This window comes from Microlunatus endophyticus, from assembly GCF_014646195.1.
Classification (GTDB): Bacteria; Actinomycetota; Actinomycetes; order Propionibacteriales; family Propionibacteriaceae; genus Microlunatus; species Microlunatus endophyticus.
In genome coordinates this window covers 327,056-347,568 of record NZ_BMMZ01000001.1, presented here as the reverse complement: position 1 = coordinate 347,568, position 20,513 = coordinate 327,056, and the positions used below count along the sequence as shown (strand labels likewise).

The following is a 20,513-nucleotide window of genomic DNA, read 5'->3' as shown; positions in this document are numbered from 1 at the left end:
GGACGAAACTTGTTTGCTGGTCCCGAGATCACCGGGCCTCTCCCTGACGGCCCCGCACGGCCCTTGGTCATCGGCTGAGGTCGCGGCCTGGGTCGATCTGCTGCTCGGGTCCACGCCGCCGGATGTCCTCGTTGGCGGTGGCCTGTGCTCGCCGGGCGGCTGTATCGGCGCGCTGGTAATCGAGCCGCTGACCTTGGCCGCTGGGCGCGGGACCGAGCGGGTCGGAGCCGGTGATGTCGTAGCGGTCGCGGTTGGCGGCGATCATGCGGACCTGCTGCTCCCATTCCGCCCGGCGGGCGGGGTCGGCGGGCGGGGGTCCGAGCCGCCGTACCCACGGCCGCCCTTCGTGGACGGCTTGGCTGACAAGGACAGCGGCGCGTTGCTCGATCAGGTGTCGTAGCTCCGTGAGGGTGCGATGCATGTCGGTGGGCATCGCCCCGGTGGCCTCGGGGATCAGCCCGGCGATGTAGCGAGGTCGGTGACGCGGTCGAGTGCCACCGGTGCGGGCAGCGGTCAACTTGGCGAGGCGAGCGGCGAGCACCGCGGCCGGGTCCTTGGCGTCATCGAGTCCGCCCGCGCGGACCGCGCGTGACAAGAGCTGTTCTGGCTGATGCCCATCGGCCTCGGTACGGCGGAGCTGCGCGACCAATGCTCCGAACGACTCCCCAGCCACGACCGCCCGCGCTTGCTCGTCGGCAAGGCCGCTGGTGGCGACGGCCGTGGCGAACCGTTGGTGTTGGGCGGCTTGGGCGATGGTCTCGTACTCGGCCGCGAGTTGGCCGATGCTCGACCACTTCTCCTGCTCGGCCTCGATCGTCTCGTGCGCGGACTTCTCCGCGCCCTCGTGCTGAAGCACCCCGTAGAGGATCGTCCGCGCGGTGACCTCATCCTCGTAGCCGGGCGTGTGCTGATGTTCCTCGAGATGCGCCTCGTCGGTCGCGACATACGCGACGTTCGCCAGGCGGCCTCGGGTCATCGCGACGTAGAACGCCTCACGGGTCATCGAACTGCTGTGGACGACCAGGTGGGCGGTGTCCACCGTCGCGCCTTGGGCTCGGTGCGCGGTGATGGCGTATCCCAGCTCGACGTGCTCGGCCACGTAGTCGGCGGGAAGGACGACCCGGCCGCGTCGCCCACGGGCGCCGGGGCGCTGCACGGTCAAGCTCCCATCAGTGTGAGCGTCCACGACGGTCCAGGTGTCCCCGTTCTTCACCCAGCCCTTCCCGGTCGTGAGGCGGCGGTCGTTGTTGCGGGTGACGATCGTGTCGCCCGCACCGGCCGCGGTCCCGTCATGCAGGGCGACGCCTTCGACAGCGACCTGCCCGGCGAGTATGCGGTCGGCGCGGGCGCGCTGGTTCAGTGCGGTCACGGTGTCGCTGGTCTCGGCGATCAGGATGCTCGACCGCCCAGCGGCTATGTCGTTCTGCCAGGCGTGGTAGGCGGCGTCGAGCATGGTGTCGTGGTCGCCGCCGACGATCCGGCCCTGCTCGTCATAAAGGTCGATGACCTCGGTATCACCGCGTCGGAGACGCAGGGAGGCGCCCTTCTCCCACTCGTTCTTGAAGCGGCGGATGTCGGCCAACTCCGGCGCCCCCTCGTCGTCGGTGTTGTTGCGGTCGCGGACGAGTAGGCCGAACGCGCCGCCCGCGTCCACCGCGGCGAGCTGCGCCGGGTCACCGGCCAGCAGCACCTTCGCCCCCAGATCGGCGGCGTGGGTGGTGAGCTGGTCAAGCAGCATCGTCCCGGCCAGGGATGCCTCATCCACGATCACCAGCTCACCGGCCCGCAGGTCCCAACGGCCGTGGACGTGCTCGTAGAGCCACTTGGCCGTGTTCTCCGTCGCGATCCCAAGATCGGAGGCAAGCACGTCGGCCGCCGCCGCCGAGGGCGCGAGCCCGATCACGCTGCCCGAACCGTGCTCGGCCTCCCACGCCCGGCGCAGGCCGCCGAGCGCGAGGGTCTTGCCCGCCCCGGCCGGGCCGACCAGCACGTCCACCGTCCGGCCCGACGTGGCGATGCGCTCGACCACGCTACGTTGATCGGCCGACAGCACCCGGCCTCGCTGATCCGGGGAAGCGGCGACTTGGGCGGCCCCGGCCGGGTCGAGCGCCGGGCCGATCGTGGCGCGGGACAGGTCAAGCAGCCGATCCTCAGCCGCGAGCAGCGCGGTTGACGTGTAGAGGATGGAGTGACGGGGCCGGAACACGCTGGAGCCGTCCGACCGCTGGAAGGCGGCGGGGGCTGCGGTCAGCTCGGGCGGGGTGAGCCGTAGCGATGCGGCTTCGGCGGCGTCGGTGATAAGCCCGATGACCGCCTCCCGGTCCTCGACCGTCGCGAACCGCAGGCCGATCGTCTGCCGGGACGCCTCGGCCGACAGGTTCCATCGGCCCCAGGTCGAGCGCTTCTCCTGCACCTGCTCGACCACGGCCTGCCCAAGCGCTGCGAGCTCGTCGCGGCTCACGTCCTCGGCGCGCACGATCACCGTGCCGTTGCTGGTCGCGATCAGGCGGTCCGCCCAGGTCTCAGCGTCCTGGCCGAGCACGCGGTCAGCGCGGCGGCGCCACTGCTCGGTCAGCTCCGCCAGCGAGGAGTGCGCCTTGTCCGGGCGGGTCGAGAGCGTGGCCTGCTGCCGCAGCCGCAGCACCGCCCGCTGATCGGGCCGGTGCCCATGCTCGGTCAGATAGGTGTCGATGAGCCGGTCGGTCTCCGCCTCGATCGCCGCGCTCCGCGACGAGAACTCCGCAATCAGCTCGTCGGGCACGCCGACGATCTCCCACGCCGGGTTCCGATCCCGGCCCCGCTCCCGTTGTTCCCAGCCGAGACCGAGGCTGCGAGTCAGGTGATCGGCCAGGAGCGCGTTGTAATGCTCGGAGATCGCGACGACGGCCTGGTGCATCGGTCGCCCGTCGAGGGAGCGCCATTTGCCGTCCTCGCCCTGCGCCTTGTTGGCGATCACGACGTGCGTATGCAACTGCGGATCAGCCGCGCGCGAGTCGTAGTGGTCATAGGCGGTTGCGATGAGCCCGCGGGTTGCGACCTGTGCAACCCCGGCGTGCCCGACCCTGGTCGCTGCAACGTCACGCTCCATCAACGCAACCACGTCCGCAACCGCCTGGTGATGCGCCTCCACGATCCGGGCTTGCACCGCGGCGTCAGCAACGGCCCACAACGCCGACACGCTCTTGGGGACCGAGAACGTGTAGTCATACCCCGCCACCGTCCGGCGGGTCCCGCGCTCGCGTTCCTCAACCTCGATCCGCTCCACCGCGACGGCGCGTTCGTCGGCGCTCAGCTCCGGGGCCAGATGCTCGACCCGTCCGGCGATCCGTTCCTCGACCTTCTTGTGACGGAGATACGGCAGGCCGAGCGGATCGTTGGTCAGCGGATCGCGGCCCTGGCCGAGCAGACGGCGCAGATGATCCTCGGTCACCGTCCCGCCCGGCTCGATCCGCTGCTCGTTGGTGCCGAGACCGTGGACGCCGGTGCCGAGCCAGTAGCCGGGCGGGGTGCCCTTCTCCGCGTAGTAGCGGATCAGTGGTGTGGTCAGCGGCCGGTTCCCGTCGCCGGCAGCGACCGACTGGAGCAGATATTGGTAGCCGCTCCCGGCGGACATCACACGCATCGAGACCGTCACGCCGGTCAGGTGCGCCGGGGTTACCTCGTGGTGCAAGAGGTGTGGACCGGCCGGTCGCCTGGACCGAAGTCCCTCCGGGGAACTTCGGTCCAGGGCTCAGAGCGGGTACAGACGGCGGGCTCCCGAGCGCCATTCGGCGCTCGGGGATTGGATGTCAGCGGCGCTCTGAGTAGGGCTCGGGAGCGGCGGTCCAGCTCGTCGTCTGGCTGGCGGCCTGCGGCTGTCGCGCTTGTCGTCAGCGCCTTTTACCGACAACTACTCTGTTCTTGACAAATAATCCTGTCGGTGACAGGCTGAGCGCATGTTGGAGGTCGCGGTGATCGAGAAGCCGTCCGTGGCGGCGGCAACGCTGGAGCCGGTGCGGGCGCGGCTGCTGCACGAACTGGTGGAGCCCGCATCGGCGTCGGTGCTCGCGTCCAAGCTGGGGCTGAGCAGGCAGAAAGTCAACTACTACCTGCGTGGACTGGAGAAGCACGGTCTCATCGAGCTGGTCGAGGAACGCCGCAAAGGCAACATGACCGAGCGCGTGATGCGCGCAACCGCGAGCGCCTACGTGATCTCGCCGTCGGCCTGCGGTCCGGTGGCGCCTGACCCGTCCCGTTCGCCGGACCGGCTTTCGACCCGGTGGCTACTGGCCGTGGCTTCTCGGCTCGTGCAGGACGTGGGTGCGCTGATCGAAGCCGGGGCTACGTCAGGCAAGCGAGTAGCGACCTTCGCGATCGACGGGGAGGTCCGATTCGCGAGCGCTGCACAACGGGCCGCGTTCGCGCAGGAGCTTTCTGAGGCGGTCGCCGACTTGGTGGCGAAGTACCACGACGAAGGAGCCGCCAAGGGCCGCAGTCACCGGCTGGTCGTGGCCTTGCATCCCTCGATGAACCAAGACAAGGAGTGACGATATGGCGCGTAAGTTCGAGCTACGCAAGGAGATAGAGCTACCGGCCTCACCAGAGGAAGTCTGGCAGGCGATCGCGACCGGGCCAGGGATCACCGCGTGGTTTCGGCCGATGGAGATCGACCCGAACAGCCCGGATGTCATCGCGTGGGACCCGCCGCGCAAACTGACGATCCGTACCCCGGAGGCCGAAGATGGCACGACGCACGCCTTTGAGTACCTGATCGAAGGCCGAGACGGCGGGACGAGCGTGCTGCGGTTCGTCCACAGCGGCATCCTCGGCGACGACTGGAGCGACGAGTACGAGGGCGCGACCAGCGGCGGCTGGGACATGTACCTGTTCACGCTCGCCCAATACCTGCGGCACTTCGCCGGGCGCCCGGCATCCTACGTGGAGGCCGAGGCTCCCGCGGTCGGCGGATGGGACAAGCTGCGCCAACGGCTAGGGCCGATCCGTCTCGGCGATCAATTGACGATCGACCTACCCGGCGCAGCGCAGCTCGTCGGCGAAGTGGACTACCTGACCGAGCACTTCATCGGGCTGCGCACCCCCGATGACCTGATCCGCTTCCACGAGCGTTCCGCCATCGGCCTACCGATCGCCGTGAGCGACCACCACTACGGCACACCCACCGACCCGCAGCGGCGCACCGAATCATGGCGGTCATGGCTCTCCGCCGCCCTCGACCAGCGAGAGCAGAGCGCCGCGTCCGCATCCAGATGATCCGGGTGACATGCCAACGGGCAACTTGAACAAAGGATCAGGCGACATGCAGCAAGCACGAACCGCCCACGGCAGGTCGCCTGACCCTCCGCGTCGAACGCCCGCACAACGCCCTTGCATCTCAACTCAGCACGGCGTTGTCCGAGGCCATGTCGTTGTTGCTGTCAATGCCTTGCGCTTGCGCCTGGCCGAGCCGTGGACGCTCGACACCCTGGCCGAGCAAGTCCACCTGTCCCGCTCCCAGCTTGTACGGTCATTCGACGCCACGGTGGGGACGAGCCCGATGGCATTCCTACGTCAGATGCGGGTCGAGCGGATGGCGCGGCTGCTGGTCTCCACGGACCTGTCGATCGCCGAGACTGCTCGCTCGGTTGGCTGGAAGAACCAGTTTCACGCCAGCCAGTGTTTCCACGCCGCCTACGGCGTCTCGCCAACCGAGTACCGCCGCCAGCACGCCACGCCGCCACGCATCGCCTGACCACATAAACGCTGCTGCGCGGCGTCTGCCATAAGCGTATGGCGTGGGACCTGCCAGGTCGGCCGTGGGCAGGCGAACTGGCGGAGACGGGGTGGGGATTAGTGGACGGCGCGAACCGATATGGGCCGGTCGCATCGTGCTGTTGGTGTCCCGGCTGTGCCGGGGTCGGGTGCTATGGCTGGTGGTGAGCCTGCCGAGTTGTTTGGAGTGGACGGAGAGTGGTGACCGGGCTCGTCTTGCGTACCTGGCCTACGACACGCCGCCGGTCGGCGGTTCGTGCGGGTCAGGAGGATGGCGATGGCGCCACGCAGGACGACAGCCAAGACGGCGGATGAGATTCGGGAGGCTCGCGAAGCGAAGCTGACGGAGCTGTCGGGCCGTCTGGAGGGCGCGGTGGGCCGGTTGGTGTCGGGTGAGGATTGGGCGGCGGCGATCCGGTTTGCGACCAGATTTCGGTCGCGGTCGTTCGCGAACACGTTGCTGATCTTCGCTCAGCATCAGGACGCCTACGAGCAGGGACGGGTGAGCGAGCCGTTCCCGTCGTATGTCGCGGGGTTCAAGCAGTGGAGAACCTTGGGGCGGCAGGTCACCAAGGGCCAGACGGGCTACATGATCTACGCGCCGGTCACGGCTCGGTTCGCGACGACGAACCCGGCGGATGCGGAGTCGTGGCGGCGGCTGGATCGTGGTGAGAAGGCGCGGCCGGGCGAGGTCGTGCGCTCCAAGATGGTCGGCGTCAAGCCCGCCTACGTGTGGGACGTGAGCCAAACCAGCGGCGAGCCGGTCCCGGAGCGCCCCCGCCCGGTGCTTCTGGCCGGTGAGGCTCCCGCGGGATTGTGGGAGGGTCTTGCCGCCCAGGTGCGCGAGCGCGGATTCACGCTGGCGGATGCGCCGGATGCGCCGGATGCGGCGGCGCTGGACGGGGCGAACGGCGTGACGGACTTCGGTGCGCGCACGGTGCAGGTCCGGGCGGACATGGATGACGCGGCCAGGGTCAAGACGTTGGCGCACGAGCTGGCGCACATCGAGTTGGGGCATGAGGATCGTCGCCCGGACGGGTTGCACAGAGGGATCGGGGAGGTCGAGGCCGAGTCGGTCGCGCTGATGGTGTGCGCGAGCTTCGGGCTCGACTCGACCGACTACACGATCCCCTACGTCGCCGGATGGTCCTCGCAGGTCACTGGCAGCTCCCCTATGGAGGTCATTCGCGCCACGGGTGAGCGGGCACGGATGACGTCGCTGGCGATCCTCGACGAGCTGCCGGAGGCGCCGGTCGGGGACGGTGACCCGCCCGGCCTCGACCGCGCAACCAGCGCGGAGCGGCCGCGGGAGCGGTCGGGCGCGAAGCGCGCCGCGCCGGTCACCGCCCGCCCGGCGGCGGGGCCGGTAGAGGTTCGGGAGCCTGCGGCGGTGGTGGGATGGTGAGCGCGCCCGCCATGAGCACGCCGGTCGATGCCGTGGCCGCGGCAGGCGGACTGTCACTCCCCGACGCCGCTGTGGCGTATGCGAGGGCGGGCCTGGCGGTGTTCCCGTGCGTACCGGGCGAGAAGCGGCCCTTGACCCGTCACGGGCTCAGCGACGCGACCTTCGATCCGGCGCGGGTCGCCGGGTGGTGGCGACGATGGCCGGAGGCGAACATCGGCCTGGCGACCGGCCAGTCGGGCGGGTTCGACGTGCTCGACATCGACGTGCATCCGGGCGGGTCAGGATTCCCCGCGCTACGCCGGGCACGCCAGGCCGGGCTTGTGGACGGCTGGACGGTGCTGGTCCGGTCCCCGTCTGGCGGGGTGCATCTCTACTTCCCTGTCGATCCCGACCGCGAGCAGCGGCCGTGGGCGCTGCCGAAGCAGCATGTGGACTTCCGCGGGACTGGCGGCTACGTGATCGCCCCGCCCTCGCGGATCACCGACGAGCACGGCGAGCGGGGGTACCGGCTGATCGCCACCGGCCACGACCCGCAGACCGTCGAGGCCGGGGAGCTGCGTCGCCTGTTGGACCCGCCCCGTCCCCGCCCCCGCCCGCACCTGCGGCCGGGGGTTGGTCTGGCCGGTGGGTCGGAGCGGTTGGGGGCGTGGCTGGCGGAACGGACGGAGGGGAACCGGAACCGCGCGCTGTTTTGGGCCGCGTGCCGCCAGGCCGAGGCCGGGGTCCCCCAAGACGAAGCCCGCCAGGTGCTCGGATCGGCGGCGGAACGGACGGGGTTGGGTGAGCGCGAGATCGACGCCACCGTGGCGTCCGCCTACCGCACCACCACCCGCCGGAGCGACGTGCCGACCGCGAGCATCGCATCGGAAGGGCTGGGCCGATGACCTCTGCGACCACGGCGGCGGGCGGTCCGGGAGGGTCGGGTCGGCTGGTGCTCGGGGTCGCGGTGGCGGGCACGGTGTTCATCGCGCTGGGCGCGTTCTGGCTGTCGTTCACGTCCCTCTCGGCGCTGGCCCGTTCCTGTGGGATTCCGGCTGACAGGGCGTGGATGTGGCCGCTGATCGTGGACGGCGTGATCGTCGTCGCCACCGTCTCGGTCGTCGCGATCAGCGGCAGCGGCCAGGACCGCCACGCGGTCCGCTACCCGTGGCTGCTGCTGTCGGCGGGGGCGGCGGTGTCGGTGCTGGCGAACGCCAGCCACGCGATCGTCACCGCCGACGCCAAGGTCCCATCGGTCCTCGCGGCACTCGTTGCCGCGGTCCCGCCGGTGGTGCTGGTCGCGATCACGCACTTGACGGTCGAGCTGACCCGCCGCCCACCCCGGCGTCCGAGCGCGGCGGCTGGCGCGTCTGGCCGAACCACGCAGCGTTCGGTGCGGCCGACGACGGCCGCGAGCCGGGTTGATGAGAGTGGCCGGATCGGTGAGGCGTTGCGGCTACGGGCGGACACGTCGATGAGCAACCGGGAGATCGCGGCGCGGCTGGGGGTGCATCCCTCCACGGTCGGCCGCTGGCTCAAACCCCACCCGCCAGGAGCGCTCACGGCCGGGCGGGCGCCGCTGGGACTACCGGGCGGCACAGAGCACGAGACATCTGAGCAAAGGAGACCACAATGAGCACAGACGACGACCGGCCACGCGCCGGTCACAGCAACGATCACCACGACGAACGGCCCGGCGGGGCCGAGTCCCCGCGTGAGCTGTTGGCCGTCCACGATCCGTCCAGGCAAGCGACCGGCCGCGATTGGCAGTCGGCTGGAGGTCGTGGGCACGGTGTGACGGTGCAGTGGGTGCGCCCGACCGACCTGGCGGCGCGCATGGCAGCGAGAGCTTCCGCCGGGGCGGTGGCGGCGCATGTCGCCGCCCACCGTCAGGTGCGCGCGAGCGTCCGGGCGCGATTGGCGCCGCTGTCGGCGTTCGGCCGCCAGGGCGAGTCCGGGCCGGTGACGGTCGAGCGGTCGATGGTCGGCCGTTGACCCTCCGCCGCGTGCGCACCCGTGCTGCCGTGCCGTCCCATGAGCGGTCCGCCTTGGGGATGCTGCTGATGACCTGACGCCTTTCGGGCGAGATGGCGGTGTTCTTGGGCGGCTGCGGTGGCGCGGGGTGCGCACCTGTTGGTTGCCATGCCCGCCCACGAGTTTTCCCGCCAGGTTCCCGCGTCGGCCACCGCGCCGGACGCGGATTCCGGGCTGGCGTTCGCCAGCCCGGCGGGACTGCGTGCGCTCCTTGACCGACTCCACGCCGCCGGGCCGCAAGCGTGGCGCACTGACCCCGACGCGACCGCCCTGTTGGCCTTCACGATCGACAGGTACGCCCCGCTGGCGCGCAGTTGGCATCGCGACCCCGGCGAGGCCGCGTCGGCGGCGTTCATGGCGATGCGCCACGACGGGGTGCGCCACGCCGCCGACCCGTGGGCGGTGGTCACTCGGGCGGTGCAGGTCAGCCTCTCGGCCGAGAACCACGCCGAGCGGCACCTGACCTCAACCGAGAAAGCCCGCCGCACCCAGCACGCCGAGATGGACGCTCCGGTGCGGGCCGGTGAGCTGACCGACACCCTGCCGTTCTCCACCCTCGGCCCCAACCGCGGCGCCGACGCTGAGGTTGAGCCGGTGATCGCGGACGCCACCGGGCTGCTGGAGCTGCTGGGCTGGCCGGACACGATGACCGGGGCGGTGGTGGAATACGTCGCCGGTCGGCTGACGGACGCGGGCAGCATCCCAGCCGCCTATGAGGCGTTGCGGCGTGACTCCGCGTTTCGCGCGCAGCTCGACCTCGACCGGATCGCGTGGGCCGGGCTGCTGCGGGTGCTGCTCGGCTCCCGGCCGCAACCGGGACGCCCGACCCGCAAAGGTGTCTTGGCGCGGCTGCTTTTGGGCGAGACCGTGCGTGACCTGCTGGACGACAACCGGCTGGTGCGCGCGATCCTGGCCTGCCGCCCCCGCTCCGCGACCAGCGGCGGCGTCGGCCTGGGGGATGACGGCGATGAGTAGCGGCGGTGGTGTGGAGCTGGACCGCACGGTCGCCTCGATCCGGGTCGGGCACCGCTTCCGCCACGACCTCGGGGACCTAGACGAGCTGTGCGACTCGATCGCCAAGCTCGGGCTTTTGCAACCGATCACGATCACCCCTGACGGTGTTCTCGTGTGCGGCGCGCGCCGCCTCGCCGCCGTCAAGCAGTTGGGGTGGGAGCGGGTCAAAGTGTGGATCACCTCGACGGTCTCGACCCGGCTGGCGGAGGTCTTGGCCGAGCAGCACGAGAACACGATCCGCAAGTCCCTGACGCCGACCGAGGCCGCCGCCCTCTACACCGAGCTGAAGGCTCTGTACGCGGCTGACGCGGCCCGCCGCCAGCAAGCATCCAGATTCCGGTCTGACGGTGGTGGAAAGTTTCCACCACCGTCAGAGCAGGCAAGTCTGGACCGGAACGCGGGTAAGGCAAGGCGCCAGGCGGCGCGGGCGATCACCGGCCAGGACTCGTCCAAGTCGCTGGACCGGGTGATCGAGGTCCAACACCTTGCCGACGACCCGGCCACGCCTGAGCCCGTGCGCGAGGTCGCCCGTCGTGAGCTGGCCGAGATGGACGCGGACAGGAAGGTCTACGGCCACTACCTGACCGTCCAGGCCACCGCCAGCACCGAAGCGCTGGCCCGGCTGGCAGATGATCCCGCTCAGCCGGAGACAGTCCGGGCGCGCGCCGCTGACGAGTTGGGCACGCTCGATCGCGGTCGGCCTGCGGCGGAGCTGGTCAAGGCCGCGCAGGCGGCCATCGCCCGCGCCACCAACCCTGACGGTGCTGACGGGCTGCGGCTGGTGGCGGTCAAGCGATACGGGCTGCGGGCGTTCCTGGCGACCGTCGATGAGATGGATGGATGGTGGCGCTACTACGACTCTGGCGAGATCGCCGCCGGGCTGTCCGATGAGCAGTGGCAACGGTTGTGCGCCTGTCTGGACGGCAGCATCGAGTTCATCCGCGCCATCGGCGACGCCCGCCACCACGACCCGACAGCCGGGCCGTTAGCCGATCGGCCGCCATCCGCCGCCTGCTTCTGAGCTGATCACGCGAACCGGGGGCGGGGCGCGCACCTGAACGGCGACCCGTCCCCTTTCTCGTGCTGGGAGCAAGCCGTGCCCACTGTTCGTCTACCTCGACCGCCGCGTCTCCCTCGTCTGCCTGGTCGCGTGATCGTCATGCTCGCCGTCGTCGGTGTCGTCGTGCTGGCGACGATCGGTGTCGGCGTCTACGGGCTCGTGCGCGGCCCCGGCCACACCGCGACCTCCCGGCCCGCTTCGACCGAGACCGGCACGCAGGGCTCGACCGGCACCGGCAGCTCAGGTGGATCGGGCGGCACGGTGGCCGGGCCTGCCCCGGCGATGTTGCCCAAGACCGACAACCCGGTGACGTATGCGAGGGCGGTCGCGGGGGCGTTGTTCGACTGGTCCACGACCACCGGGTACGCGCCGTCGGACTACTCCGCCCCGGTGCTCGCCGACGCCGACCCGTCCGGCGAGGAAATCGCCGGGCTGATCGGGGATGTCGCCAGCTACGAGCCGACGACGGCGGAGTGGACGCAGCTCGCGACGATGAAGGTCATCGAGCACCTGACGATCACGAGCGCAAAGGTCCCGTCGCTGTGGCCCGAAGCACTCGCGCAGGCGCGCGGACAGCTCCGGGCGGGGACGACCGCTATCACGATCACCGGGACGCTGCACCGCACCGGCGTCTGGTACGGGCAACCGGCCTCGACGACCGATCCGGTGTCGTTCACGATCTTTGAGGCGTGCAGCCCGTCGTGGCCGGACTGCCACACCCTGCGCCTCTCGCAGCTCAACGATCCTCTCGGTTAGTCGGGTAGGCCGGTGATGGTCCGCAAGGTGCTGATCGGCCTGGTCGTCGGCCTGGTGTTCCTCGGTCCCGGCATCGGCCTGTCGGCGCTGGCGGTGCTGTTCGCCCCCGCGATGACCGACGCCGCGACCTGCGCCACCACCGGCACGGACGCGGGCGGGTTGTCCGATCCGTCGCTGCCGGTCAGTGGCACCGTCCCGCAGAGCCTCGCGGCCACGACCGCAGACGGGGAAACGGTGACGTTGGATCACACGCAACTGGAGCGGGCGGCGACGATCATCGCGGTCGGCAACAGCGAGAACATCCCCGCCAACGGCCAGGTGATCGCGCTGATGGCCGCGCTCACCGAGTCCACCCTGCGCGTGCTCGCCAACCCCACCGCCGTCCCGCAGTCGGTCAACTATCCCAACGACGGCGACGGCTCCGATCACGACAGCCTCGGGCTGTTCCAGATGCGGCCCTCGACCGGCTGGGGCAGCGTGGCGAACCTGATGGACCCGGTGTGGTCCAGCCGCGCGTTCTACGGCGGACCGGACGGCCCCAACCACGGCAGCCCGGCCGGGCTCTTGGACGTGCCGAACTGGCAGAACCTCTCCCTCGGTGCCGCCGCGCAGGCCGTCGAGGTCTCGCAGTACCCCGACCGCTACGCCAACTACCAGCCAGTCGCGGAGAAGATCGCCAGCACCCTGACCGGCGTGACCCTCACCGGCAGCCAATGCCTCACCGGCCCCACCACGACGGGGAACCTGCCGCCGGGGTTCGCTGGAGCGTTCATCGCCGCCGCCGAGAAAGAGATCGGCCTGCCCTACGTATGGGGCGGCGGCACCTACACCGGCCCCTCCGGGATCGGATCGGACGGCCGCGGCCCCGGCTTCGACTGCTCCGGCCTGGTCATGTACGCCGCCTACCAAGCCTCCGGCGGCAAGGTCCGGTTGCTGCACTACACGGGCGATCAGATCAGCGAAACTCAGTCCGTCACCTGGGCGGACAAGCAGCCGGGTGACATCATCTTCTACACCTATCCCGGCGAAACCGTCCCGCACCACGTAGTGATCTACCTCGGCGGCGACAAGATTCTCCAAGCCCCGGAGACCGGGCAGAACGTCGGGTACGGCATCCTCTCGGAGTTTCCCGGTCAGACTGCCACGGTCCGGCGGATCACCGAACCGTAAGCGGCATTGTCTGTCAGCCACGGTCATCGGTGGCGACGCTGTAGCTGGGTACCGGCTACGGGTGGGGGCGGCTCCGGGCCCTGGACTCGGGATGGATAGAGGTCGGTTCAGTCCTGGTCCGCCTCGTCTGCGCGCCATAGGGGTTGGGGAGGTGCCGAGGCGAGCGCTCGGCGTAGGAGCGCGAGGAGCCGGCGGCGGTCGGCGGTGGTCAGGCCGCCGAGGATGTCGTCTTCGACGTCTGAGGCCATTTGCTTGGCTTGGCGCAAAGTGTCCTGGCCTTGGCGCGTGATGCTGACTTCCCAGGCGCGGCGGTCGTTGGGGCGTCGCCGCCGCTGGGCCAGCCCGGCTTCCTCGAGTTGATTGATCAGCTTGACCATCGCGCTCGGGTCGATTCCCATGTCGGTGCTGAGTTGCTGCTGGATCGTGCCTCCCCGAGCACCGAGCACGTTAAGCACCGCGAAGGTAGTAGTCGTGAGACCGATCGAGTCCAGCGCTTGCGCGGTGCGTGTATGCGCGGCCCGCCAGAGCCGGAAGAACAGCTGGCCAGCAAATTCAGCTACCTCGATGTCCGGTGAGACCTCTCCTGTCATGGCCTCAGTGTCCCAGATTCCCTGGACGTCCACCATGATGGACGGCTACCATTATTCTTGCGAGCATCAGCGTGCGGCCTGCGAAGCGTCCGCCGAGAAGCTAAGACAGCACCCAGAGGGATCGGATGAGTCAAGACAGCGACACACCCAAGCGCAGCAAGCGCACCACCACGACGAGCAAGTCCGCCGCCGCGCTGACGCCTGAGGAGCGCGCCGCGATGAAGGAGCTGGCCGCCGAGCGCAAGGCGCAGGCCAGTGGTGAGGACGGGGAGCGCGCCGTGCTCGCCAAGATCGCCGAGATGCCCGAGGCCGATCGCTCGATGGCCGAACGAATCCATGCGATCGTCAAGGCGGCCGCGCCGTCGCTCACCGCGAGAACCTGGTACGGGATGCCGGCGTATGCCAAGGACGGCAAGGTCATCTGCTTCTTCCAAAGCGCAGCGAAGTTCAAGGCAAGGTACGCGACGATCGGGTTCAGCCCCAACGCGAACCTCGACGACGGCGACATGTTCCCGACCTACTTCGCCCTCAAAAAGTTGACCTCGGCCGAGGAGAAGAAGATCACCGCACTGGTGAAGATAGCCATCAGCTGAATGCTCACCGCCTGATGACGTGCGCGACGCCGATGAGCCAGACGACGATCATCCGAACGACGAACTCGAAGGAGGACTGAACACATGTTCACGAAGAAGGGCGACGCGGCAGTCCTGGGCAAGCTCGACGGCGCACCGGCTCAGTACCGCGAGATCGGGAAACGACTGCACGCCATCATCCGAGAAAGCGCGCCGTCGTTGGAACCCATCGTGCGCTGGGGACTGCCCTTTTACCAGAAGGACGGCAAGGACATCTGCTACATCAAGCCCGACAAGGACTTCATCGCGTTCGGCTTCGGCGAGGCTGTGAATCCGACTCAGTCAGAGGGGGCTAGCATGCACCCCGTCGCATGGACCCTCACCTCACTCGACGACGCCGCAGAAGCCGAGATCCGAACGCTCGTCAAGAAAGCAGCGGCGTGATATCCGACTCAGCGCAGATTCCCGCATGGGAGCCCGACCCCTCCGCCCGCGCCCGAGTCTGAAATCCGCCCCATCTGACACAGCAACTCCGGCATACCCAATCGTTAAGCTCGGTCTGACAAGCAAACGAAAGACGCTGTGACGTTTGCTCGCCCACGGGGACATCATCTTTTACACGTATCCCGGCGAAACAGTGCCGCATCATGTCGTGATCTACCTCGGCGGTGACCGCATCCTGGAGGCTCCGCAGACCGGCGGGAACGTCCGCTACGGCACCCTCTCGGAGTTCCCCGGCCAGACCGCGAGCGTGCGCAGCATCACCGAACCAAGATAAGCGGCCCTTCGGGGTGGTGGGGTGGCGCACCTGACGGGCGTGGTCACTCTCATCGCTCCGCACACGCTGCTGGCCGCGGGCGTCTACCCGAACTTCAACGGTGTCGGTGGTGCCGGGCAGCTCAAGACGGTGATCGGCGCGTTGATGACGATCGTGCTGATCGTCGCCGTGCTGATGATGGTCGTCTGCGCAGCGACGTGGGCGGTCGCCTCGGCGCACGGCAACTACCAGACCGCGACCAAGGCCCGCACCGGCCTGTTGGTCGCGATCGGCGCCGCCGCTCTGGATGGTGGCGGGATCGCCTGGATCAACTTCCTGCTCGGGGTAGGCCCGACCCTCTGACCGCTTCGTCGGTCCTGCGAGGGCCGAGCGGAGCGGTGGCGGGGCGGGCGCACCTGCGGGGTGAATCCCGCCGTTTCGCACCGGCTGTTGTCGGTGGTGTGCGGGTCCGTGCAAGTGCGAGGGAGCCCGCCCGATGATCTCTGTTCTTTCTCCTGTCACGACCGGCCTGAGCGGTGTGCTCGGCCGGTCCGGTCTGGTGTTGGCCGATATCAACATCAACCCGAACTCCAACGGCCTGCCCGGCATCAGTGCCTTGCAGAAGATCGTCGGGGCGGTCATGACTGTTGGCCTGATCCTGTCCGTGCTGGCGTTGATCGTGGCCGCGGTGGTGTGGGCCTTCGGTTCGCACTCGGCCAATCCGCATCTGGCGACCAGAGGTAAGGCGGGGGTGTTGATCGCGTGTGGCGCTGCGATCGTCACCGGGGGCGCGGTGGCGTTCATCAATTTCTTCTGGAACGTCGGCCAGGGCATCTGAGATGGGTGTCTGCTCTGTCCCGGTCATCTCGACCGTCTGCCATGTCGCGGGCAAGGCCGCCGCGACGGTCGTCTCGGCCCCGTTTGACTGGATCGCGCAAGGGGTCGGCAACGCCGCGGAGTGGATGTTCAAGGGCGTCTGGCAGCTCTTTGACTCGACCACGCTGGTCGATGTCACCGACCCCAACTACCTGAAGGTCTACGACGTTCTCTTTGGCGTCGCGATCTTCCTGATGCTGCTGTTCTTCTTCTTGCAGCTCATCACCGGCCTGGTCGCCCGTGATCCCGGAGCGCTGCACCGGGCCGGGATCGGGTTGGCGAAGTCGGTCCTCGGGTCGTTCCTCGTCGTCACCCTCACCGGGCTGGCGCTCACGATCGTTGACGAGCTGTGCGTCGGGATCATCCAGGCCACCGGCACCACCCTGGATGAGATGGGCGGCAAGATCGCCGCCCTCGCCGGAGGGCTCACCGCGATCACCCTCTCCGCTCCCGGTGCGGGGGCGGTCATCATCATCTTCCTCGGCTGCCTGGCGATCACCGGCGCCGCGATCGTCTGGTTCAGCCTGCTGATCCGCAAGGCGCTCCTGCTCGTCGCCGTCGTCCTGGCGCCGGTCGCGTTGTCGGGCCAGTCGTGGGACCACGCCCGGGGCTGGTTCACCAAGTGGGCCAGCTTCGTCGTCGCGTTGATCGTCTCCAAGCTGGTCGTGGTCGTGATCTTCCTCGTCGCGATCAACCAGATGAACGCGCCCCTGAACCTCGGACTGTCCTCGATAGCGAACCCGGTCGCCGGGATCGTCTTGATGTTCGTGGCGGCGTTCGCGCCGTACATGGCCTACAAGTTCATCAGCTTCGTCGGCTTCGACCTCTACCACGCCATGAGCGCCGAGAGCGAGGCGAAGGGGGCGATGAACCGGCCGATCCCTGTCCCGTCGATGCCCAGCCTGGCGGGCGCCCGAAAGGTGCTCGGCGGCGGCGACTCGGGCGGCAGCGACGGTGGCGGTAGCGGCGGCGGTGACAAGGGAGGCGGCGGCGATAGTGGTGGCCCGCCCTCGCCCGGCGGTGGAGGCGCCGGTACCCCGACCGGAGGCGGCGGCACCGGCAAAGCGTCGGCGGGTCAGGGCTCAAAGGCGGGCGCCGAGGGCGCCGCGGCCGGGCCGGAGGGCATGGCCGTCGTCGCGGGCGCACAGGCGGTCACCGCGGCGGCGAAGGCCGGACCGGCGACCGGAAAGGCGGTCGCGAGCGCCGCCGAGGGCCACGCCGACGCGGGCCAGGAAGCGGCCGGACAGTCCCCGGCCTCCGGCGAGCCTGACAGTCCGGGCCGGTCCACGCCCGTCCCGGTCCCGCCCGCACAGGCCAGCCCAGCCGGGTCCGAGCCAGCCGCGCCGCCAGCGCCGAGCCCGGCACCTGCGCCGCCCGCCGCGGGCGAGGGTCCGACCCCACCGCCAGCCGCGACGACGACTCCACCTGCGTCGCCGTCGGCCGCGCCGCCATCCCCACCGTCCCCAGCCGAGCCACCCGCTCCGTCTGAGGGAGGTTCGTGATGGCCGAGCATGAGGATTCGGGTCGTGAGCTTTCGCCGGTGAAGTTCTCCCGCCTCGCCCGCCGCGGCCTGTTACTGGGTCTGTCGTTGGCGCAGGTGATCGTCCTCGGCATCGGCGCCATTGCGATCATCGGCGCGCTCTACACCGCTGGGGGCAAGGGATTGTTGTTCGTGTTCCCGATGATCGGGGTGTGCGCGCTGTTGGTGTGGGTTCCGGTCGGCGGGCACAAGCTGATCGAATGGATACCGCTGGCCGGGCATTGGGGGCTCCGGGCGGCGCTGGGGCAGACGGTGTATCGCTGGCGGGTCACCAAACCCCGCCCGGCCGGAACCCTCGCGCTACCCGGTGACACCGCGGCGCTGCGCCAGTATGAGGACCCGGAGACCGGGACCGTCATGGTTCACGACCCGCACCGCGCCACGTTGACCGCGTTGGTGGAGGTCACGCATCCGAGCTTCATCCTGCTCGATCCTGGCGAGCAGTACCGCCGCGTCACGGCTTGGGGACGTGCTCTCTCGACGGTGTGCCGCTCGGGGCGGATCGCGCGCCTGCAAGTGCTGGAGCGCACCGTGCCCGACTCGGGCACGGGTCTGGAGCAGTGGTGGGCCACGCACGGGTCCGATGACGGGTCCTGGGTGGCTGAGACCTACCGGGAGTTGATCGAGCGGGCAGGGCCGACCGCCGAACGGCACGTCACCACCCTCTCGTTGTCGCTGGATATGAAGGCGGCGGCGAGGGCGATTCGCTCGGCCGGTCACGGGATGCGCGGCGCCGCCGCCGTCCTGCGCGCCGAGATGCGCACGCTGACCACCGCGCTGCGGGCCGCTGACCTGACGCCCGGCGAGTGGTACACGCCCGGCCAGCTCGCCGTCCTGCTGCGCTCGGCGTATGACCCGGCCGTCGCGGCGACGTTGGAGCGCAGCGAGCTGGGCCGCGATCTCGCCACCGCCGGGCCGGTGGCGGTCGAGGAAACCTGGGACCGGCTGCGGTCGGACTCCGCCTATCACGCCGTGCTGTGGGTGTCGGAGTGGCCCCGCTCGCAGGTGTATCCCGGCTTCCTCGCGCCGATCCTGTTGTCGTCGGGGGTGCGGCGCGCGTTCACGCTGCTGTGCGATCCGGTACGCGCCGACCAAGCGGCCCGCGACATCCGCAAGAAAAAGACCGGGTACCTCTCCGACGCGACCCAACGGGCGAAGATCGGGCAGATCGAGGACGCCGAGCAGACCGCCGAGTACCGCGACGTGCTCCAGCAAGAGGCCGACCTGATCGCCGGGCACGGCGTGCTGCGCTACATCGGCCTCATCGCCATCTCGGCCCCGACGACCGACGAGCTGGACGCCGCGGTCGCCGCTGTCGAGCAGGCCGCGATCCAAGCGTCATGTGAGACCCGCCGGCTGGTCGGCCAGCAAGCCCAAGCGTTCACCGCGGCGGCGCTGCCGCTGTGCCGCGGCCTCTAGCCCGGAGCTAGCGACAGATGAGCCAGACGATGATGCCTACGCCAGCGAGCAGCAGAGGACCGTACACCGGGGCGACTGCCCATGAGCGCACGTCTGGCCAGTCAGGCCAGTAGTTCACCTTCGTACCGGCCGGTGAGGCCAGGGCCGGGTTCATGGAAAACGGCGGGACGGCGTGGCCGGCTGCGACCTCGTCGTAGAGCTTGCGGAAGGCACGCTCTTGCTTGAGGTAGTTCGCATCGAGCACCCCAAAGACCAGAACTGCGAGACAGCCGAGCAGTGCCACCACGATCGACTTGTGGGTGATCGCGTATCCGAAGGTGAGAGTCACGATCGGAAGCAGCCAGGACTTCGATGACGACGAAGCTTGCGACATACGAGTGATGACAGCCTGGATGAAGGACAGATGTTGTCGGCGGTCCTCGGTTGAGACCACGCCTGCCTCGGCGGGCAAGACTGCCTGGATTGCGCTGAGGGTTCGGTCCTGGGCTGGACCGTCCTCGGCCGCCTCCGCGGGCCAGCGAAGGGTCATCCGATCGTCAGACCATCGCGGAACCACGTGGAAGTGGACATGCGGAACGGATTGGGTCGCAACCGCTCCGGTGGACTGGATCACGTTCAGTCCTTCGGGTGATAGAGCTGCGCGGACAGCGCGGGCCGTGCGGTGGACCGCTTCCCCAAGATCACGACTCTCCGCGGCGGTGAGATCGGTCAAATCCGCCACGTGCCGGTTCGGCACTACCAGCGTATGCCCGCGCGTCGCCGGTTCCAGAGGAAAGAAGACGGTGACCTGTTGGCCGCGGTAGACAACCCTGGCGTCGGCATCGTCTCCCGTGACGATCGCGCAAAACGGGCAAGCTGCCGCGCTCACCACGACGGTTTCGTCGCTCCTTGGCTCGACCAAGACTCAAGGTTGGCAAGCAGCTTGTTGTAGGTCGCTTTGCTGTCGATCTTGCCGGACCAATCTTGGGTGGTGGGATCGAAGATCGGTACACGACCCACACCCGCGGCCTTGGCAAACGGGTCAGCGCCGGCCGTATCGACGGTTCCCAAGGAAGACAGTCCGTGAATGCGAATCCCGAGCAGGGGCTTCTTGTCTGCCCAAGCCTTCTCGATCTCGTAGATGACCCACGGACGACTCGCCGTCTGCCGACCTATCAGAACGATGACGGCCTTCTTGTAGGCCATCTCATCGTGAATCCACTTCTTGATCGCCGCGTCGCCGCCCCTACGCACCCTCTCCCACTCCTGAGAGTTCAGAATCGGCTGACCTTCAAGCGCGTTGATGTTGCGAACGAGCTGTACGCGATGAACGTCGCGTTCGTAGTGAAAGCTGTAGTAGACGGACTTCGCCATGCTGATCCCCCCGTTGTCTCGGTGACGCCGACCCAGTGTGCTCCTGACTCTAACTGCGAGCCCGGCCAAATTGGAGGCGAGCTACAGGGCGCGGTGAGGGTGCGGGAAGCGCCAGGTGCCTGGGTGGCACCCGACGTTTCGGCTCGTAGGAGTTTGTACTTGGCAACCCGTCGAGCGGAGCGACTCTCGGAACGCACCTGACCGGCAGACACCTGTTCTGCCGCGAAGGGAGCTGGCCGC

General features: G+C 69.1%; 22 protein-coding genes. 18 read left to right on the top strand and 4 right to left on the bottom strand.

What is annotated here, in order from left to right; translation table 11 throughout:
- Positions 1-67 precede the first annotated feature (67 nt).
- A complete protein-coding gene (gene mobF / locus IEY07_RS01790) occupies positions 68-3,613 on the bottom strand; it encodes a MobF family relaxase (RefSeq protein ID WP_188893451.1) in 3,546 nt (1,181 codons plus the stop codon).
- Positions 3,614-3,935: 322 nt separating this feature from the next.
- On the opposite strand from mobF, the gene IEY07_RS01785 reads away from it, so the two are divergent.
- The 11 genes from IEY07_RS01785 to IEY07_RS01735 all read left to right on the top strand — a co-directional run bounded on the left by IEY07_RS01785 (position 3,936) and on the right by IEY07_RS01735 (position 13,166).
- Entirely contained in the window at positions 3,936-4,526 is a 591-nt protein-coding gene (locus tag IEY07_RS01785; RefSeq protein WP_188893450.1) for a winged helix-turn-helix domain-containing protein, read from the top strand.
- Between the two features lie 4 nt (positions 4,527-4,530).
- Positions 4,531-5,250: an SRPBCC family protein gene (locus tag IEY07_RS01780; RefSeq protein WP_188893449.1), complete on the top strand. Its 720-nt coding sequence runs from the start codon at positions 4,531-4,533 to the stop codon at positions 5,248-5,250.
- A gap of 178 nt (positions 5,251-5,428) precedes the next feature.
- On the top strand, positions 5,429-5,728 hold the full coding sequence (locus tag IEY07_RS01775; RefSeq protein ID WP_188893448.1) for a helix-turn-helix domain-containing protein: 300 nt from the start codon (positions 5,429-5,431) through the stop codon (positions 5,726-5,728).
- Positions 5,729-6,025: 297 nt separating this feature from the next.
- Entirely contained in the window at positions 6,026-7,153 is a 1,128-nt protein-coding gene (locus IEY07_RS01770; protein WP_188893447.1) for an ArdC-like ssDNA-binding domain-containing protein, read from the top strand.
- Between the two features lie 11 nt (positions 7,154-7,164).
- The gene (locus IEY07_RS01765) at positions 7,165-8,037 is read left to right on the top strand and encodes a bifunctional DNA primase/polymerase (RefSeq protein WP_188893446.1); all 873 of its coding nucleotides are present in this window, start codon (positions 7,165-7,167) and stop codon (positions 8,035-8,037) included.
- Entirely contained in the window at positions 8,034-8,768 is a 735-nt protein-coding gene (locus IEY07_RS01760) for a DUF2637 domain-containing protein (RefSeq protein WP_188893445.1), read from the top strand. Before IEY07_RS01765 ends, IEY07_RS01760 begins: the two co-directional genes overlap by 4 nt.
- Positions 8,765-9,127: a hypothetical protein gene (locus IEY07_RS01755; RefSeq protein ID WP_188893444.1), complete on the top strand. Its 363-nt coding sequence runs from the start codon at positions 8,765-8,767 to the stop codon at positions 9,125-9,127. Before IEY07_RS01760 ends, IEY07_RS01755 begins: the two co-directional genes overlap by 4 nt.
- Before the next feature lie 147 nt (positions 9,128-9,274).
- Positions 9,275-10,141, top strand: coding sequence for a serine/arginine repetitive matrix protein 2 (locus IEY07_RS01750; RefSeq protein ID WP_188893443.1), 867 nt, complete (start codon positions 9,275-9,277; stop codon positions 10,139-10,141).
- Positions 10,134-11,201 (top strand): ParB N-terminal domain-containing protein, encoded by a 1,068-nt coding sequence (locus tag IEY07_RS01745; RefSeq protein WP_188893442.1) that lies wholly within the window; start codon positions 10,134-10,136, stop codon positions 11,199-11,201. Before IEY07_RS01750 ends, IEY07_RS01745 begins: the two co-directional genes overlap by 8 nt.
- A gap of 129 nt (positions 11,202-11,330) precedes the next feature.
- Positions 11,331-11,996, top strand: a complete 666-nt coding sequence (locus IEY07_RS01740) for a hypothetical protein (protein ID WP_188893441.1) — start codon at positions 11,331-11,333, stop codon at positions 11,994-11,996.
- Between the two features lie 15 nt (positions 11,997-12,011).
- Positions 12,012-13,166, top strand: a complete 1,155-nt coding sequence (locus tag IEY07_RS01735; RefSeq protein WP_229669672.1) for a C40 family peptidase — start codon at positions 12,012-12,014, stop codon at positions 13,164-13,166.
- A 107-nt stretch (positions 13,167-13,273) separates the two neighbouring features.
- On the opposite strand, the gene IEY07_RS01730 is transcribed toward IEY07_RS01735, so the two are convergent.
- Complete coding sequence (locus IEY07_RS01730) at positions 13,274-13,792, bottom strand: MarR family winged helix-turn-helix transcriptional regulator (RefSeq protein WP_188893439.1); 519 nt, start codon at positions 13,790-13,792, stop codon at positions 13,274-13,276.
- A gap of 89 nt (positions 13,793-13,881) precedes the next feature.
- Between IEY07_RS01730 and IEY07_RS01725 the strand changes: the two genes are divergently transcribed.
- The 7 genes from IEY07_RS01725 (at position 13,882) to IEY07_RS01695 (ending at position 18,920) form a co-directional block, all read left to right on the top strand.
- Positions 13,882-14,349, top strand: a complete 468-nt coding sequence (locus IEY07_RS01725) for an iron chaperone (protein WP_188893438.1) — start codon at positions 13,882-13,884, stop codon at positions 14,347-14,349.
- A gap of 84 nt (positions 14,350-14,433) precedes the next feature.
- The gene (locus IEY07_RS01720; RefSeq protein ID WP_188893437.1) at positions 14,434-14,772 is read left to right on the top strand and encodes a DUF1801 domain-containing protein; all 339 of its coding nucleotides are present in this window, start codon (positions 14,434-14,436) and stop codon (positions 14,770-14,772) included.
- A 145-nt stretch (positions 14,773-14,917) separates the two neighbouring features.
- A complete protein-coding gene (locus tag IEY07_RS01715) occupies positions 14,918-15,106 on the top strand; it encodes an NlpC/P60 family protein (RefSeq protein WP_188893436.1) in 189 nt (62 codons plus the stop codon).
- 21 nt (positions 15,107-15,127) lie between these two features.
- The gene (locus tag IEY07_RS01710) at positions 15,128-15,448 is read left to right on the top strand and encodes a DUF6112 family protein (RefSeq protein WP_229669605.1); all 321 of its coding nucleotides are present in this window, start codon (positions 15,128-15,130) and stop codon (positions 15,446-15,448) included.
- Positions 15,449-15,581: 133 nt separating this feature from the next.
- A complete protein-coding gene (locus tag IEY07_RS01705) occupies positions 15,582-15,923 on the top strand; it encodes a DUF6112 family protein (protein WP_229669604.1) in 342 nt (113 codons plus the stop codon).
- A gap of 1 nt (position 15,924) precedes the next feature.
- Entirely contained in the window at positions 15,925-17,463 is a 1,539-nt protein-coding gene (locus IEY07_RS01700) for a conjugal transfer protein TrbL (protein WP_229669603.1), read from the top strand.
- On the top strand, positions 17,463-18,920 hold the full coding sequence (locus IEY07_RS01695; protein ID WP_188893435.1) for an SCO6880 family protein: 1,458 nt from the start codon (positions 17,463-17,465) through the stop codon (positions 18,918-18,920). Before IEY07_RS01700 ends, IEY07_RS01695 begins: the two co-directional genes overlap by 1 nt.
- Positions 18,921-18,927: 7 nt before the next feature.
- Here IEY07_RS01695 and IEY07_RS01690 read toward each other — a convergent pair whose 3' ends face one another.
- Both IEY07_RS01690 and IEY07_RS01685 read right to left on the bottom strand, forming a co-directional pair.
- On the bottom strand, positions 18,928-19,821 hold the full coding sequence (locus IEY07_RS01690) for an HIT family protein (RefSeq protein WP_188893434.1): 894 nt from the start codon (positions 19,819-19,821) through the stop codon (positions 18,928-18,930).
- Positions 19,785-20,273 (bottom strand): TIR domain-containing protein, encoded by a 489-nt coding sequence (locus IEY07_RS01685; RefSeq protein ID WP_188893433.1) that lies wholly within the window; start codon positions 20,271-20,273, stop codon positions 19,785-19,787. Before IEY07_RS01685 ends, IEY07_RS01690 begins: the two co-directional genes overlap by 37 nt.
- Positions 20,274-20,513 lie beyond the last annotated feature (240 nt).

Excerpts from the sequence above, each read along its gene's own strand:
- mobF (WP_188893451.1), bottom strand. The coding sequence starts at position 3,613 with ATGTCCGCCGGGAGCGGCTACCAATATCTGCTCCAGTCGGTCGCTGCC.
- IEY07_RS01785 (WP_188893450.1), top strand. The coding sequence starts at position 3,936 with ATGTTGGAGGTCGCGGTGATCGAGAAGCCGTCCGTGGCGGCGGCAACG.
- IEY07_RS01780 (WP_188893449.1), top strand. The coding sequence starts at position 4,531 with ATGGCGCGTAAGTTCGAGCTACGCAAGGAGATAGAGCTACCGGCCTCA.
- IEY07_RS01770 (WP_188893447.1), top strand. The coding sequence starts at position 6,026 with ATGGCGCCACGCAGGACGACAGCCAAGACGGCGGATGAGATTCGGGAG.
- IEY07_RS01765 (WP_188893446.1), top strand. The coding sequence starts at position 7,165 with ATGAGCACGCCGGTCGATGCCGTGGCCGCGGCAGGCGGACTGTCACTC.
- IEY07_RS01760 (WP_188893445.1), top strand. The coding sequence starts at position 8,034 with ATGACCTCTGCGACCACGGCGGCGGGCGGTCCGGGAGGGTCGGGTCGG.
- IEY07_RS01755 (WP_188893444.1), top strand. The coding sequence starts at position 8,765 with ATGAGCACAGACGACGACCGGCCACGCGCCGGTCACAGCAACGATCAC.
- IEY07_RS01750 (WP_188893443.1), top strand. The coding sequence starts at position 9,275 with ATGCCCGCCCACGAGTTTTCCCGCCAGGTTCCCGCGTCGGCCACCGCG.
- IEY07_RS01745 (WP_188893442.1), top strand. The coding sequence starts at position 10,134 with ATGAGTAGCGGCGGTGGTGTGGAGCTGGACCGCACGGTCGCCTCGATC.
- IEY07_RS01735 (WP_229669672.1), top strand. The coding sequence starts at position 12,012 with ATGGTCCGCAAGGTGCTGATCGGCCTGGTCGTCGGCCTGGTGTTCCTC.
- IEY07_RS01730 (WP_188893439.1), bottom strand. The coding sequence starts at position 13,792 with ATGGTGGACGTCCAGGGAATCTGGGACACTGAGGCCATGACAGGAGAG.
- IEY07_RS01725 (WP_188893438.1), top strand. The coding sequence starts at position 13,882 with ATGAGTCAAGACAGCGACACACCCAAGCGCAGCAAGCGCACCACCACG.
- IEY07_RS01720 (WP_188893437.1), top strand. The coding sequence starts at position 14,434 with ATGTTCACGAAGAAGGGCGACGCGGCAGTCCTGGGCAAGCTCGACGGC.
- IEY07_RS01705 (WP_229669604.1), top strand. The coding sequence starts at position 15,582 with ATGATCTCTGTTCTTTCTCCTGTCACGACCGGCCTGAGCGGTGTGCTC.
- IEY07_RS01700 (WP_229669603.1), top strand. The coding sequence starts at position 15,925 with ATGGGTGTCTGCTCTGTCCCGGTCATCTCGACCGTCTGCCATGTCGCG.
- IEY07_RS01695 (WP_188893435.1), top strand. The coding sequence starts at position 17,463 with ATGGCCGAGCATGAGGATTCGGGTCGTGAGCTTTCGCCGGTGAAGTTC.
- IEY07_RS01685 (WP_188893433.1), bottom strand. The coding sequence starts at position 20,273 with ATGGCGAAGTCCGTCTACTACAGCTTTCACTACGAACGCGACGTTCAT.